Origin of the sequence: Actinomadura luzonensis, from assembly GCF_022664455.2 — a bacterium.
Classification (GTDB): Bacteria; Actinomycetota; Actinomycetes; order Streptosporangiales; family Streptosporangiaceae; genus Nonomuraea; species Nonomuraea luzonensis.
Genome location: NZ_JAKRKC020000002.1, coordinates 886,783 through 899,680 on the forward strand (window position 1 = coordinate 886,783; position 12,898 = coordinate 899,680).

Consider the following 12,898-nt stretch of genomic DNA (forward strand, 5'->3'; position numbering starts at 1 on the left):
CCCAGGTGAGGGGCCTATTCAAAGGAGCGGTCGCGGCCTGCCCGCTCCAGCCGCCGCACGGCCTCGGCCGGGGTCGGCTGGATGTCCAGGACCCGGTCCAGGCCGCGGTCGCGGAAGATCCGGCGGGGGAGCGGGCCGACGCCGAAGACGACGAGCCCGCCGCCCGCCGTGCGCGCGTGCCGCTCGGCCGCGAGCAGCACGGCCAGCCCGTGGGAGTCGGCGGACGTGAGCCCGCTCAGGTCGATCGCGACCAGCGGCGGCCGGCGCGCCGCCAGCGCCCGCGCCAGCCCGGCCTGCAGGACGGGGCAGGTGTCCAGGTCGAGCGGCCCGCTGACGGTCACCACGATCACCTGGTCGCCGGCCGGTCGGTCGCCGACCTCCAGCCGGCCGCCGGGCGGGGGCTCGCCGGGCGGCCTCACCGGCCCAGGCCCGCGACCAGGTTGATGGTCAGCGCCACGATGACGGTGCCGAACAGGTACGACAGCAGCGCCTGGCGCAGCACCGTCGCCCGGAAGCCCGGCGTGTTCAGCTCGGTATCGGAGACCTGGAACGTCATCCCGACGGTGAAGGCCAGGTAGGCGAAGTCGGTGAAGCGGGGCCGCGCCCCCGGCTCGTCGTCGTGGAAGTCCACCCCGCCGCCCGCGCCCTCGGAGTAGTACAGGCGCGCGTAGCGCAGCGTGAAGACGGTGTGCACGACCGCCCACGAGGCGACCACGCTGGCCACGCCGAGCCCGACGTGCAGCACCAGTTCCTCCGGGTTGTCCACCTGCACCAGCAGGTAGCCGACGGCGGCCAGGCTGGCCACCGCGGCGACCAGCACCACGAGGTCCGCGCCGGCCCGCGAGGGGTCCTCGCGGACGACGTCGGCGGCGGTCGCGGGGCCGTCGAGCCGGCCGATCCGCCACCAGGTGACCGCGAGGAACGCCAGGGCGGCGCCGTCCCAGCCGATCAGCGGCACGAACGGCAGCGGCACCAGCGCCGCGGACCCGGCCATGAGGACCGCCCCGGTCACGAGGGCGATCTCCGCGGTCCGCCGCGCGGCCGCCCCCATCAGCCCGGACATCTGCTTCGGCCGCACCACAGGGAAACCCTCCGCTCGCCCACCGCGTCCGGTCCAGGCTAGCGCCGCCCGCCCGCTCAGGTGATCTCCCACGGGGCCGCGTCGCAGACGCAGCAGCGTACGAAGTCGAACGGGCGCCGGCCCGCCTCCCGCCAGATCGCCGCGCCGCACGGGTCGGCGGCGGCGGGCTCGACCAGCCGCGCGACCACCAGCGCCACCACGGCCGCCGCCCCCGCCGCGAGCAGCGCGGAGGCCGCGTGCTGCACCCGCGCCCCGGACACGAACAGGTCGTCCACCAGCAGCGTCCGCGCCCCCTCCAGCCCGCCGCCGCGCACCCGGAAGGCGTCGCCGGCGGCAGCGCCCGGCTCGCTGTCCACCCGCTCCAGCAGCAGCGGCCGGTGGCGGCCGGCCAGGGCGGCGACCCTGGCCACCACCGCCGCCATCGGGTCGAACGCCTCGATCGGCCGCTCGGCGCGGGTGCTGGGGACGGTGGCCACCAGCGTGAACGGGCCGCCGGCCGCCCGCTCCAGGCAGGCGGCGTGCCGCTGGTGGAAGCGGGCGACGGTGGCGGCGAGCAGGTCGAGACGCCCGCGCCGGCCGCCGGGCGGCTCCCTGCGCTGGGTCACCACGTCGTACAGGCGGGTGTTCCTGGCGGTCAGCGTGATCGGCACGACGTGCTCGGTGTGGCCGCGCAGGCCGCCGATCGTGCGTCGGCAGCCCGCGCAGGCGCCCGCGCCGGTGACCCGCGGGCCGGAACTCCCGGCGCCGGACGCCTCGGGCCCGGCGGCGTGGCAGATGCGGCACACCCCCGGCCGCGCCGGGGGGACCGGCCGGAACTCGCGGGCGAACGCCTCGGCGTCACCCATGGCCGGCCCGCCTCCGGTGCCGTGCCGCCTGCCTCATGTCCACGAGCTTGACCGGCCGCCGGGCCGGACCGGCAGTGGCGGGAACGGCAGTCCTGCCTGGCCGCGGAGCCCGCCACGCCACGAAAACTCCGACGATCAGGTATGAGTGCTCCCAATACGGGCACTGTCTGCATATCCGGCATAACTCTCCGTAGCTAGAGGGAGACGCATGTATCGCCTCTGTGGCGTTGCCGCCGGCGCGGCCTGGACGGCTCTCCTCGCGGGAGCCGTCCAGGCAGCTCTCCTAGCGGGGACCGCCCTGGCCGCCCCCGCCGAGCGGCCGCGGGCGGACAACATCGCGCACCGCGGCGGCTCCGGGGGCGCGCCGGAGAACACCATCGCCGCCTGCGCCCGGGCCCGCGCCGCCGGCGCCGACCTGTGCGAGTTCGACGTCCAGCAGACCAAGGACCAGCAGCTCGTCCTCATCCACGACGAGACGCTGGCCCGCACCACCGACGCCGAGCAGGTCTTCCCCGGCCGCGCGCCGTGGCAGGTCGCCGACTTCACGCTGGCCGAGATCCGCCGCCTCGACGCCGGCTCGTGGTTCTCCCCGCGCTTCGGCAACGAGGGCGTGCCCACGCTGCGGCAGGCACTGGAGCTGCTGGGCGCGGGCGGGGCCGGGCTGCTGCTGGAGATCAAGCACTCGCCCCGCAGCCCGGGCATCGACCGGCGGGTGGCCGCCGAGCTGCAGGACAACCGGGCGCTGTGGCAAGGGCGGCGGCTGTCGCTGCAGGCCTTCGACTGGCAGGCGATGCGGCTGCTGCACCGCATGGTGCCCGGCGTGCCCATCCTCCTGCTCGGCACGAGCGGCGCGCGGCTGCCCGCCGACACCGGCTACGCCAGCGCGCTCGTGCTGCCGCACGCCGGGCTCACCGAGCGGCAGGTGCGCGGCGCGCACGGGCGCGGCCTGCGCGTCTACGCCGGCACCACCGACCGGCCGCGCGTGCTGCGCCGCCTGGTCTCCTACGGCGTGGACGGCATCATGACCGACCGCCCCGCCCGCCTGCGCGGCATCCTGGCCAGGTGAGCGGCCCGCTCAGCCCTTGCCCGCCGCGTTGACGATGCGGGTGGTCGAGCGGCCGGGGATGGCCTCCAGCTCCCAGCACTCCGCGCCGAGGATCGCCGCCGCCGCCGCGCGGGCCCCCGCGTGCGGGTCGCCCGCCGTGTGGGCCAGCGCGCCGGGGCTCATCGGCGCGAGCAGGTCGATGTAGTCCTCGGGGCCGTGCGCCTCCGGCGGGCCCGTCACGATGAAGACGCCCGCGACGAAGCGGAGCGCGGCCAGCACCTCGGCCCGCTCGGCAGCCGGGTTGAGCGGGCGGGTGGGGCCCTTCCAGGCGCGGACGCGGGGATCGTCCTCGACGCCGACGACCAGCGGCAGCCCGCGTGCCGCCACGGAGCCCAGGTACCGCACGTGTCCCACGTGCAGGATGTCGAAGACCCCGGTCACGACCGCCGCCCCCGGACGGTCGTACGGCTGCACCCAGACGGCCTCCAGGCTGCTCACGCGACCTCCTACGCTGCCCTGCCGGCCTCGACGGCTCTCCTCTGGGCCTAGACGACTCGTCGATCGCAGCGTACTCGGTCGCCGGGGCGGACCGCGCAGGCGGCCACGCCCTGAGGCGATTCGCGGCCCGGTTCCCGCCGATCGGGCGCCGATTAGGGCTTTACTACCTTTTGGCGATGCTCCTAAAGGCCCCCGCGGCGCGTCTCATAACGCCGCCCGAGTTCGGGCCCGACTATGGGGGAGGTCGCCGTGGTGATGCCCGACTCTCGCCGCGTCAACGGGGGTGACGCGCCAGGCGCGGGAGATCTCGTGGTCCAGCTCCCGGGGGCGCCCTCCCAGGTGGCCAAGGCCAGGGGGATCGTCACGGAGGCGCTGGGCCGCGACCATCCGCTCTACGACGACGTGGTGCTGCTCACCAGCGAGCTGGCCACCAACGCGGTGCTCCACACCCGGTCCGGCGCCGGCGGCTCGTTCACGGTGACCGTGACCAGCTCGCAGTCGGTGGTGCGGGTGTGCGTGGAGGACGCCGGGTCCGACGGGCCGCCGTGCGTGTGCCGTACGGGGACGCAGTCCACCAGCGGGCGCGGCCTGCCGCTCATCGAGGCGCTCAGCCACCGCTGGGGCTTCACCCGCGAGAACGGCTCGACGACGGTCTGGTTCGAGCTACTGCAGGCGGGCGTCCAGGCGGGGGTGCCGGCCGTCGCGGTGTGAGCGCGCTCAACCGGCCGCCCGGCCGTGGCCCTCCTCGGGCAGCGGGATCCACTTGTGCGCCCAGGTGACCAGCTCGTCGAGGACGGGCCGCAGCTCCTCGCCCATCGGGGTCAGGTGGTACTCGACGCGCACCGGCGACGTGGCGAGGACGCGGCGCTCGACGAGGCCGGCCGACTCGAGCTCGCGCAGCCGGCGGGCGAGCATCGTGTCGTTGATGCCGGGAATGGCGGCCTTGATGTCGCCGTAGCGGTGGGCGCCCTTGAAGATCATGTGGATCACCGCGCCGGACCACCGGGCGCCGATCAGCTCTAAGGCGATGTGGAAACGCGTGCAGACGGAGTGTGGGCTCACGACTCGATCCTATAGTTGCTAAGGAATGTTGAGCTACTCAATAATGTTGAGCGAGTCGTTCCGCCCGCACCGCCTGAGGAGAGTCATGGACAAGCCCGTCCTGCAGATCATCGTCGCCAGCAGCCGCCCCGGCCGGACCGGGCCCGCCGTGGCCGAGTGGTTCCGGGCGCGGGCCGCCGCCTCCGGCCTGTTCGAGGTGGAGCTGGTGGACCTGGCCGAGGTGAACCTGCCCTTCCTCGACGAGCCGAACCACCCCCGCCTGCGCCAGTACGTCAACGCCCACACCAAGGAGTGGAGCGCCACCGTCGAGCGCGGCGACGCCTACGTGTTCGTGACCCCCGAGTACAACCACAGCTTCACCGCCGTGCTCAAGAACGCCCTGGACTACCTGCACCACGAGTGGCAGCACAAGGCGGCCGGCTTCGTCAGCTACGGCGGGATCTCCGGCGGCACCCGCGCCGTCAACGGCCTGCGCCAGGTGGTCAGCACGCTGAAGATGGTCCCCGTGCTGGAGGCGGTCAACATCCCGTTCGTGCAGCAGTTCATGGCCGAGGACGGCACGCTGCGCCCCAACGAGGTGAGCGAGGCCGCCGCCGACGCCCTGCTGGCCGAGCTGGCCAAGCTCACCGGCGCGCTGCGGCCGATGCGCCTGGCCTCCTGACGCCGCTGCCTGATCGGGCTGCCCCGCTCACACCTCCAGGCGGCACAGACCCTCGGCGAGGGCCTTGGTGGTCAGCCGGGTGCGGCTGTCGCAGCCGAGCTTGGCGAAGATGTGCTCCAGGTGCGTCGTCACCGTGCGCACGCTGAGCACCAGCGCGGCGGCGATCTGCGGGTTGGAGTCGCCGGCCGCCACCCGGGTCAGCACGTCCACCTCGCGGCCGGTCAGCTCGTACGGCAGCGCGCACGGCCGCTCCCCGGCCACCGCCCCCTGCAGCGACCCCTGGAACCCCACGCCGGCGCGCAGCAGCCGCAGCTCGTGCCAGCGCCCGGCCCCGTCCAGCCAGAGGCCGTGGCGGCCCAGCTCCCGCGAGTCGATGAACGCCCGCGCGTAGGCCGCCACCGCCGGGTCGTCCCAGAGCGCCGCCGACGGCTCGCGCCCCGGCACCTCGCGCCGGGTGCCGAGCCGGTCGAAGGCCACCGCCCGGAAGCCGGCCGGCAGCCCCACGGGGTCGATCACGCACCGGCTGAGGTCGGTGACGTGCGCCAGCAGCGGGCTGACCGCCGCCACCACCGCGCCCGTCCGGCCGGGGAACGCCTCGCGCGAGGCCAGGTGCAGCAGGCCCGTGTAGCGGCCCTCGGGCAGGAACAGCGGCGCGGTCAGGCCCGCCCGCCACCCGTAGGGCGCCAGGTGGCGGCGGAAGTAGCGCTCGGTGCAGGGCTCGGGCATCGGCACGGGGGAGCGGGTGGCCAGCGCCCGCCGGTAGGCCTCCAGCCCGGCGTACTCCTCGGCCGCGTCGCGGTCGATCTGCCGGTGGCCGTCGGAGACCACGCTGTGGTGGCGGCCCGTCGCGGGGTCGAACGCGACGAACTCGTAGGCGTCCAGCGGCACCACCCGGCGCAGCGCGGACATCGCCCCGTGGGCGTCGCCGCCGCCCGCCACCTGGTAGCCGACCTCGGCGAACGCCCGCAGATGGCGGACGTCCAGGGTGATCTCGGCCACCGCCCCTTTATATCATTTGCCATTCCTTGAGGTCTTGTTGAAGATTTTTTTCACCTTGACCGGGGGTGCTACCGTGGGCCTCATGCAGCGCGCCCACGTCCTCGCCACGACGACGCCGGACCTCGTCCCGGCGCGCTGACTCCACGCATCCCGGGCGGACGCCCGGGACCGCTGGTCGTTCGCCCTTCCTGTCGAAAGGAAGATCATGAACGACCACCGCAGGCTCGGCCGCGACCTCGGCATCTTCGGCACCGACCCGCTCATCGGCGCCGGCCTGCCCTACCTGCCGCCCGCCGGCGCCGCCCTGCGCAAGGCGGTCGAGGACTACGTGCACGAGCTCGAACGCCGCAACGGCTACCAGCACGTCAGCTCACCCGTCCTCGGCAAGCGCGAGCTCTACGAGAGATCCGGGCACTGGGCCCACTACGCCGAGGACATGTTCCCGCCCATGACCGTGGGCGGCGAGGAGTTCGTGCTGCGTCCCAGCCTGTGCCCGCACCACGCGATCATCTACCGCTCCCGGCAGCGCAGCCACCGCGACCTGCCGCTGCGCCTGGCCGAGCTGGGCGGCATGTACCGCGCCGAACTGTCCGGCGTGCTCGGCGGCCTCAACCGGGTGCGCGCCATCCAGCTCAACGACGGCCACGTCTTCTGCCCGCCCGAGCAGGCCGCCGCCGAGGTGTCGGCCGCGCTCGACCTCATCGAGACCGCCCACGCCCGGCTCGGCGTCGGCCAGGTCCGCTACCGCCTGTCGCTGCGCGGCGAGGGCGGCAAGTACGTCGACGACCCCGCCCTGTGGGCCCGCTCCGAGGCCGTGCTGCGCGAGGTGCTGCGCGAACGCGGCCGCGACCACGACGAGGCGCCCGGCGAGGGCGCCTTCTACGGCCCCAAGATCGACATCCAGATCACCGACCCGGCCGGCCGCGAGAGCACCCTGTCCACCGTCCAGGTCGACCTCTACCAGCCCGGCCGCTTCGAGCTGGACTACACCGGCCCGTCCGGCGGGCCGCTGCGCCCCGTCATGGTGCACCGCAGCGTCGTCGGCGGCCTCGAACGCCTCCTCGCCCACCTCGTCGAGGTGCACGGGGGCGCGTTCCCCGCCTGGCTGGCGCCCGTCCAGGCCGTGGTGCTGCCGCTGTCGGACGCCGAGCGGCCCGCCGCCGAGGCGCTGCTGCGCCGCTGCCTGGCCGCCGGGCTGCGGGCCGAGCTGGCCCCCGCCGACCGGGGCAGCCTCGGCGCCCGCATCAGGGCGCACCGGCTGGTGCCGTACCAGCTCGTGGTCGGGCCGCGCGAGGCCGCCTCCGGAGGCGCGTCGGTGCGGCTGCGCGACGGCGGGCAGGCGGGGGAGGTGCCGGTCGAACAGCTCGCCGCACGATCGCGACCGTTCGCCTGACACCCGGCGATCAGTTGGGTGACGGACCCTTCCCCGATCACCGCGCGGCTCGTACAGTCCGTGCAACGCCGCGTGTCGCCGCGTGTCATGTCGTGGCCCGTCATGCCGTGCTGGGGAGGACGCCTTGACCGAGCCGAGCCACCGCGAGGCCGAGCTGCTCGCCGCGCACGAGCAGGAGCGGCCGGCGCGGCGGCTCGGCGGGCGGCTCGGGCTCGGCGTGCGGGTCGTGGCCGGGCTGCTGTCGGCGTACTCGCTCGTGGTGGTGTTCCGGCCGGTCGAGGCGCTGCAGAACCGGATGACGTTCCTGGCGGTGGCGCTGCCGCTGGTCTTCCTCTGCTACCGCTCGGGGGCCCGCTTGCCCTGGCGCCGTCGCTCCGGCCCCCGTCCGGACGAGGCGGGGCCGGTGGCGGGCGTCACCACGGCCCCTGAGCCGGCCCCCGAACCGGCCCCCGAACCGGCCCCCGAGCCAGCGCCCGAACCGGCCCCGGACGGCGTGGCGAGCGGCGCGCCGGACCGGCCGACCGTCGCCGACTGGCTGCTCGCCGCCGCCGCGCTGGCCGTGCTCGTCCTCCCCCTCGCCGACCTCGACGCCTTCCGCGAACGCGGCTCCGGCGCCGCCCTGACCGCCCTCGACGTCACCGCCGGCCTCGTGCTCACCCTGCTGCTGCTGGAGGCGGTGCGCCGCACCGTCGGCCGGTCGCTGGCCGTCATCTGCGTCGTCTTCCTCCTGTACGCCTACTACGGCGGCTACCTGCCGATCGGCTGGACCATCGGCCACCGCGGCTTCGACCTCGCCCAGATCGTCTCCCAGCTCTACACCGGCACCGAGGGCTTCTTCGGCGTGCCCATGCAGGTCGCCGCCAGCTACATCATCCTGTTCACGGTCTACGGCGCCGTCCTCGACCTGTCCGGCGCGAGCCGCTTCTTCATCGACCTCAGCTTCGCCGCCTTCCGCAACTCCCGCTCCGCCCCCGGCCGCACCGTCACCACCGCCGGGTTCCTGCTCGGCACCGTCTCCGGCTCCGGCGTGGCCACCACCGTCAGCCTCGGCAGCGTCGCCTGGCCGGTGCTGCGCCGCGCCGGCTACCCGAGGGAGCCCGCCGGCGGCATCCTCGCGGCCGGCGGCATCGGCGCCATCCTCTCGCCGCCCACCCTCGGCGCGGCCGCGTTCATCATCGCCGAGTACCTGCGCGTCAGCTACCTCGACGTGCTGCTCTACGCGACGGTCCCGACGCTGCTGTACTACCTCGGCATCTTCCTGGCCATCGAGATCGACTCGCGCCGCTTCGGCACCCGCGCCGTCCAGGTGGACGCGCCCCGCGCGGGCCGCCTGCTGCTGCGCTTCGGCTACCACTTCAGCTCGCTGATCCTCATCATCGTGCTGATGGCGCTCGACCGGTCGGCGTTCCAGGCCGTGGTGATCGCCACCGCCGTCGCGCTGGCGCTGTCGTTCCTCGACCCGCGCCACCGCATGGGGCCGCGGCGCGTCGGGCGGGCGCTGGCCAAGGGCGCGCTGGAGGTGCTGCCCGTCACCGCCGTGTGCGCGGCGGCCGGCATCATCGTCGGCGTCATCACCCAGACCGGCCTCGGCCTGAACCTCAGCGCGATCATCGTGGACGTCGCCGCCGGCAACCTCGTCCTCACCACCGTCATGTCCGGCCTGGCCGTCATGCTGCTGGGCCTGGCCGTGCCGGTGACCGCCAGCTTCATCATCGCCGCCGTCATCATCGGCCCCGCGCTCACCGCGCTCGGCGTCAGCCAGGCCGAGGCGTACATGTTCGTCTTCTACTACGCGGTGCTGTCGGAGGTCAGCCCGCCCACCGCCCTGTCGGCGGTCGCGGCGGCGGCCATCACCGGCGGCAACACGTACCGGACGATGATGATGACCTGGCGGTACACGCTGCCGGCGTTCCTGGTGCCGTTCGCGTTCGTGCTGACCCCCAACGGCCAGGCGCTGCTCGGGCAGGGCCCGATCGGCACCGTGCTGCTCATGGCCGCGGTCTCGGCCGTCGCCGTGGCCGCGCTCGCCCTGGCCACCGGCGGGATCACCGGCACGACGGAGCGGCTGCTCGCCGCGGCCGCCGCGGTGCTGCTGCTGTTCCTGGAGCCCGTCCCCATCGTCGCGGGCCTGGCCGTGCTGGCCGCGGCCGTCGCCGTGCACCTCGTCAGAAGCAGGAGAAGGGACCCAGCGTGAAGCGGACAACAGTCCTGGCCGCCACCGTCCTGGCCACCGTCGCGGCCGTCGTCCTGGCCGTGGCGGGCTGCGGCGGCGGCGGCGCGGGCTCGGGCAACCGCCTGTCCATCGCCACCGGCGGCACCACCGGCGTCTACTACGTCTACGGCGGCGGCCTGGCCAAGCAGCTCTCGGCCGGCATCGCCGACACGCAGGCCACGGCCTCGGTCACCTCGGCCTCCGTGGAGAACATCAAGCTCCTCGCGAGCGGCAAGGCCGACATCGGCTTCTCGCAGATGGACACCGCCGCCGACGCCGTCAACGGCAAGGACACCTTCACCGCCAAGCAGCCGATCAAGGCCATCGCCCGCATCTACGACAACTACGCCCACGTCGTCGTCGCGCCCGGCGTCCGGGCGGCCAAGGTCGCCGACCTCAAGGGCAAGCGCGTCTCGCTCGGCCCCGCCAACTCCGGCACCCAGGTCGTCGCCCGCCGCATGCTCCAGGCCGCGGGGCTCGACCCCGACACCGACGTCAGCAAGCAGCAGCTGTCCATCAACGAGGCCGTCCAGGCGGTCAAGGACGGCACCATCGACGCGTTCGTCTGGGTCGGCGGCCTGCCCACCGCCGGCATCACCGACCTGGCCACCAGCCGCCCCGACATCAGGCTGCTCGACACCTCCGACGTCCTCGCCGAGATGCGGCGGACGCACGGCCCGCAGTACGTCGGCCTCGACATCGACCTGTCCGTCTACAAGCTGAGCGGCACGATCAGGACCGTCGGCATCGCGAACGTGCTCCTCGTCCCGGACCGGATGAGCGAGCAGCTCGCCCACGACATCACCAAGGTCCTGTTCGAGCGGAAGGCCGAGCTGTCGGCCGTGCACCCCGAGGCCAGGAAGCTCGATCTCAGGCTCGGCCGGCAGACCGCCCCCGTCGAGCTGCACCCGGGCGCGGCCCGCTACTACCAGGAGAAAGGCTGACCAGGCGGGCGCTCGTCGCGGCGCTCGCGCTGCTGGCGGCCGGCGGCGGGTCCGCCGCCGGCCGGCCCGCCGTGGCCGGGCTGCCCGTCACCGGCGGCTTCCTGCTCGCCTACGTGCACTCGGTCCACCACGCGCCCGCGGCCGAGGTGTTCACCGTCGAGGGCCGCCGCTTCACCATGCGGGCCGTCGTGTCCGCGAGCGGGGGAGTGCTCGACTACTACGCGCTGCCCGGCACGCGCGGCCGCACCCGCGACGGCGGGTACGTGCTGTGGCTCGACCGGCCCGCCACCTACACCGAGCTGTCGCTGCTGGCCACCCCGATCGGCCGCCGCACCCTCGTCGCGGGCCGGCGCTGCCTGCCGCTCGCCCCGCCCGCCGGGGCCGTCCAGATGTGGCTGCGGGTCGAGGCCGCGCCCCCGGCCCGCACGCCCGGCGCCGCCCGCGGCGGGCCGTGCCCGCCGCCCTACAACCAGTCCTTCTTCTTGAACACCGAGTACAGCGCCACCGACGTGAACGCCACCAGCAACGTCGAGAACCAGAACCCCCACGACTGGCCCGCCCCCGGATAGGGCACGTTCTGCCCGTAGAAGCCGGTGATCATCGTGGGGACGGCGATGATGGCCGCCCAGCTCGTGATCCGCTTCATGATCTCGTTGAGCCGGAAACCCTGCTGCGCCAGGCGCGTCTCGCGGGCGTTGCCCAGCATGTCGCGGACCTCGGCCACCCACTCCGTCGTGCGCAGCACGTGGTCGTAGACGTCCTCGTAGTAGGGAGCCATCACCGGGTCGGCGACGAGGTCCTGGTCGCGGCGCAGCAGCGTGCCCAGCACCTCGCGCATCGGCATCGCGATCTTCCGCAGCCGGGTGGTGTTCTTGCGCAGCTCGTACATGCCGCGCTGCAGCTCCCGGCCGTCGCGCACGTTCTCCTCGAACAGCGACTCCTCCAGCGCCTCCGCCCGCGCGTCGAGGTCCTGCACCAGGTCGAGCTGGCTGTCCACCACGTAGTCGAGCAGGCCGTGCAGCAGGAACGTCACCCCGTGCCCGGCCAGGCGGGAGGCGGCGTCCCAGCGCCGGGTCACCTCGCCGATGTCGAAATGGGCGCTCTCGCGGACCGTCACCATGGCGTTGGCCGTGACGAACACGTCCACCTCGACCGGGTCCAGGCGGGCCTGGTGGAGATGCACCCCGTACACGGTGATGAACAGGTGGTTGTCGTAGACGTCCACCTTCGGGCGCTGGTGGCCGGTGAAGACGTCCTCGACGGCCAGCTCGTGCAGCCCCAGCTCCCGCCCGATCACCGCCAGGTCCTCGGGAGCGGGCGAGCACAGGTCGAACCAGACCGTGTTGTCCGGATCGGCCACATGATCGGAGACCTCCTCGATGGGGAAGCCTTCCTTCTCCAGGACACCATTCCGGTACAGACGCGTATGCACTAGGCGAGTGTGGCAAACCGCCGCGCGTTGCGCACCGCGGCGCCGCCCGGGTCATTGTTGAAATACACGTACGCCTCCGGCCAGCCCGCCTCGCGCAGCCGCGCCGCCCACCCCAGCAGCGCCGCCTCGCCGTACTCCCACCCGTCCGCCGCCTGGTGCAGCCGCAGGTAACCCCACTCCGCCGTGCGCCAGAGCGGCGCCACCGGCCGGTCCAGCCGGTCCGCCCAGCACAGCGCCGCCCCGCGCGCCTCCAGCACCCGCCTGACCTCGTCGCACCACCAGGACTCGTGCCGCGGCTCCACCGCCACCCGCACCCCGCCGGGGAAGCAGGCCAGGCACCGGTCCAGCCGCTCCGGCTCGGCCCGCAACGTCGGCGGCAGCTGCAACAGCACCGGGCCCAGCTTCTCCTTCAGCGCCGAGGCCGCCGTCATCAGCCGCTGAACCGGCTCCTCCGGCTCCTCCAGCCGCTTGATGTGCGTCAGGAACCGGCTCGCCTTCACCGCCATCACGAACCCGTCCGGCGTGCGCTCCCGCCAGGCGGCGAACGTCTCCGGCCTGGGCAGCCGGTAGAAGGCGTTGTTGCTCTCGACGGTGGGGAACCCGGCGGCGTACGTCTCCAGCCAGAGCCGCTGCGGCACCCCCTCCGGGTACAACACCCCCCGCCAGTCCTTGTACTGCCACCCCGAGGTGCCCACCCACCAAGTCATGGCTTTACGCCTACCCTGA

At 74.0% G+C, this 12,898-nt stretch carries 15 protein-coding genes; 7 read left to right on the forward strand and 8 right to left on the reverse strand.

The genetic code is table 11. The annotated features are described in order from the left end of the window. Positions 1-14: 14 nt before the first annotated feature. Genes MF672_RS34315 through MF672_RS34325 form a run of 3 tightly spaced genes read right to left on the reverse strand, consistent with a single transcriptional unit; the run spans position 15 to position 1,926 of the window. Positions 15-419, reverse strand: coding sequence for an STAS domain-containing protein (locus MF672_RS34315; RefSeq protein ID WP_242377364.1), 405 nt, complete (start codon positions 417-419; stop codon positions 15-17). Continuing rightward, the gene (locus MF672_RS34320; protein ID WP_247815561.1) at positions 416-1,078 is read right to left on the reverse strand and encodes a DUF1345 domain-containing protein; all 663 of its coding nucleotides are present in this window, start codon (positions 1,076-1,078) and stop codon (positions 416-418) included. The genes MF672_RS34315 and MF672_RS34320 overlap by 4 nt, the downstream gene beginning before the upstream one ends. Positions 1,079-1,137: 59 nt before the next feature. Then, on the reverse strand, positions 1,138-1,926 hold the full coding sequence (locus MF672_RS34325) for a hypothetical protein (protein ID WP_242377438.1): 789 nt from the start codon (positions 1,924-1,926) through the stop codon (positions 1,138-1,140). A 208-nt stretch (positions 1,927-2,134) separates the two neighbouring features. Between MF672_RS34325 and MF672_RS34330 the strand changes: the two genes are divergently transcribed. Further along, positions 2,135-2,992 (forward strand): glycerophosphodiester phosphodiesterase, encoded by an 858-nt coding sequence (locus tag MF672_RS34330; protein WP_242377368.1) that lies wholly within the window; start codon positions 2,135-2,137, stop codon positions 2,990-2,992. 9 nt (positions 2,993-3,001) lie between these two features. Here MF672_RS34330 and MF672_RS34335 read toward each other — a convergent pair whose 3' ends face one another. Continuing rightward, entirely contained in the window at positions 3,002-3,469 is a 468-nt protein-coding gene (locus MF672_RS34335) for an adenylyltransferase/cytidyltransferase family protein (RefSeq protein WP_242377370.1), read from the reverse strand. Between the two features lie 309 nt (positions 3,470-3,778). On the opposite strand from MF672_RS34335, the gene MF672_RS34340 reads away from it, so the two are divergent. Beyond that, on the forward strand, positions 3,779-4,180 hold the full coding sequence (locus MF672_RS34340) for an ATP-binding protein (protein WP_242377372.1): 402 nt from the start codon (positions 3,779-3,781) through the stop codon (positions 4,178-4,180). A gap of 6 nt (positions 4,181-4,186) precedes the next feature. Here MF672_RS34340 and MF672_RS34345 read toward each other — a convergent pair whose 3' ends face one another. Then, positions 4,187-4,531, reverse strand: a complete 345-nt coding sequence (locus MF672_RS34345) for a winged helix-turn-helix transcriptional regulator (protein ID WP_242377374.1) — start codon at positions 4,529-4,531, stop codon at positions 4,187-4,189. An 85-nt stretch (positions 4,532-4,616) separates the two neighbouring features. On the opposite strand from MF672_RS34345, the gene MF672_RS34350 reads away from it, so the two are divergent. Further along, positions 4,617-5,192 carry an NADPH-dependent FMN reductase gene (locus tag MF672_RS34350; RefSeq protein WP_242377376.1) on the forward strand — a complete coding sequence of 192 codons (576 nt, stop codon included), beginning with the start codon at positions 4,617-4,619 and terminating at the stop codon, positions 5,190-5,192. A gap of 27 nt (positions 5,193-5,219) precedes the next feature. Here the strand turns inward: MF672_RS34350 and MF672_RS34355 are convergent, their stop codons facing one another. After that, positions 5,220-6,191: a helix-turn-helix transcriptional regulator gene (locus MF672_RS34355; protein ID WP_242377379.1), complete on the reverse strand. Its 972-nt coding sequence runs from the start codon at positions 6,189-6,191 to the stop codon at positions 5,220-5,222. Positions 6,192-6,393: 202 nt separating this feature from the next. Between MF672_RS34355 and thrS the strand changes: the two genes are divergently transcribed. The 4 genes from thrS to MF672_RS34375 all read left to right on the forward strand — a co-directional run bounded on the left by thrS (position 6,394) and on the right by MF672_RS34375 (position 11,309). Further along, complete coding sequence (gene thrS / locus MF672_RS34360; RefSeq protein WP_302893389.1) at positions 6,394-7,584, forward strand: threonine--tRNA ligase; 1,191 nt, start codon at positions 6,394-6,396, stop codon at positions 7,582-7,584. Between the two features lie 124 nt (positions 7,585-7,708). Further along, positions 7,709-9,778 (forward strand): TRAP transporter permease, encoded by a 2,070-nt coding sequence (locus MF672_RS34365; protein ID WP_242377383.1) that lies wholly within the window; start codon positions 7,709-7,711, stop codon positions 9,776-9,778. Then, complete coding sequence (locus MF672_RS34370; RefSeq protein WP_242377385.1) at positions 9,775-10,740, forward strand: TAXI family TRAP transporter solute-binding subunit; 966 nt, start codon at positions 9,775-9,777, stop codon at positions 10,738-10,740. The genes MF672_RS34365 and MF672_RS34370 overlap by 4 nt, the downstream gene beginning before the upstream one ends. A gap of 71 nt (positions 10,741-10,811) precedes the next feature. After that, entirely contained in the window at positions 10,812-11,309 is a 498-nt protein-coding gene (locus MF672_RS34375) for a DUF1850 domain-containing protein (protein WP_242377386.1), read from the forward strand. Here MF672_RS34375 and MF672_RS34380 read toward each other — a convergent pair. Together MF672_RS34380 and MF672_RS34385 are read right to left on the reverse strand one after the other, a co-directional pair. Then, entirely contained in the window at positions 11,204-12,172 is a 969-nt protein-coding gene (locus MF672_RS34380; RefSeq protein WP_242377388.1) for a magnesium transporter CorA family protein, read from the reverse strand. The two genes, MF672_RS34375 and MF672_RS34380, sit on opposite strands and share 106 nt — an antisense overlap. After that, positions 12,172-12,879 carry a DUF72 domain-containing protein gene (locus tag MF672_RS34385; protein ID WP_242377389.1) on the reverse strand — a complete coding sequence of 236 codons (708 nt, stop codon included), beginning with the start codon at positions 12,877-12,879 and terminating at the stop codon, positions 12,172-12,174. The genes MF672_RS34380 and MF672_RS34385 overlap by 1 nt, the downstream gene beginning before the upstream one ends. Between the last annotated feature and the right edge of the window lie 19 nt (positions 12,880-12,898).

Coding starts and splice junctions, on each gene's coding strand:
- MF672_RS34385 (WP_242377389.1), bottom strand. CDS start 12,879: ATGACTTGGTGGGTGGGCACCTCGGGGTGGCAGTACAAGGACTGGCGG.
- MF672_RS34350 (WP_242377376.1), top strand. CDS start 4,617: ATGGACAAGCCCGTCCTGCAGATCATCGTCGCCAGCAGCCGCCCCGGC.
- MF672_RS34325 (WP_242377438.1), bottom strand. CDS start 1,926: ATGGGTGACGCCGAGGCGTTCGCCCGCGAGTTCCGGCCGGTCCCCCCG.
- MF672_RS34330 (WP_242377368.1), top strand. CDS start 2,135: ATGTATCGCCTCTGTGGCGTTGCCGCCGGCGCGGCCTGGACGGCTCTC.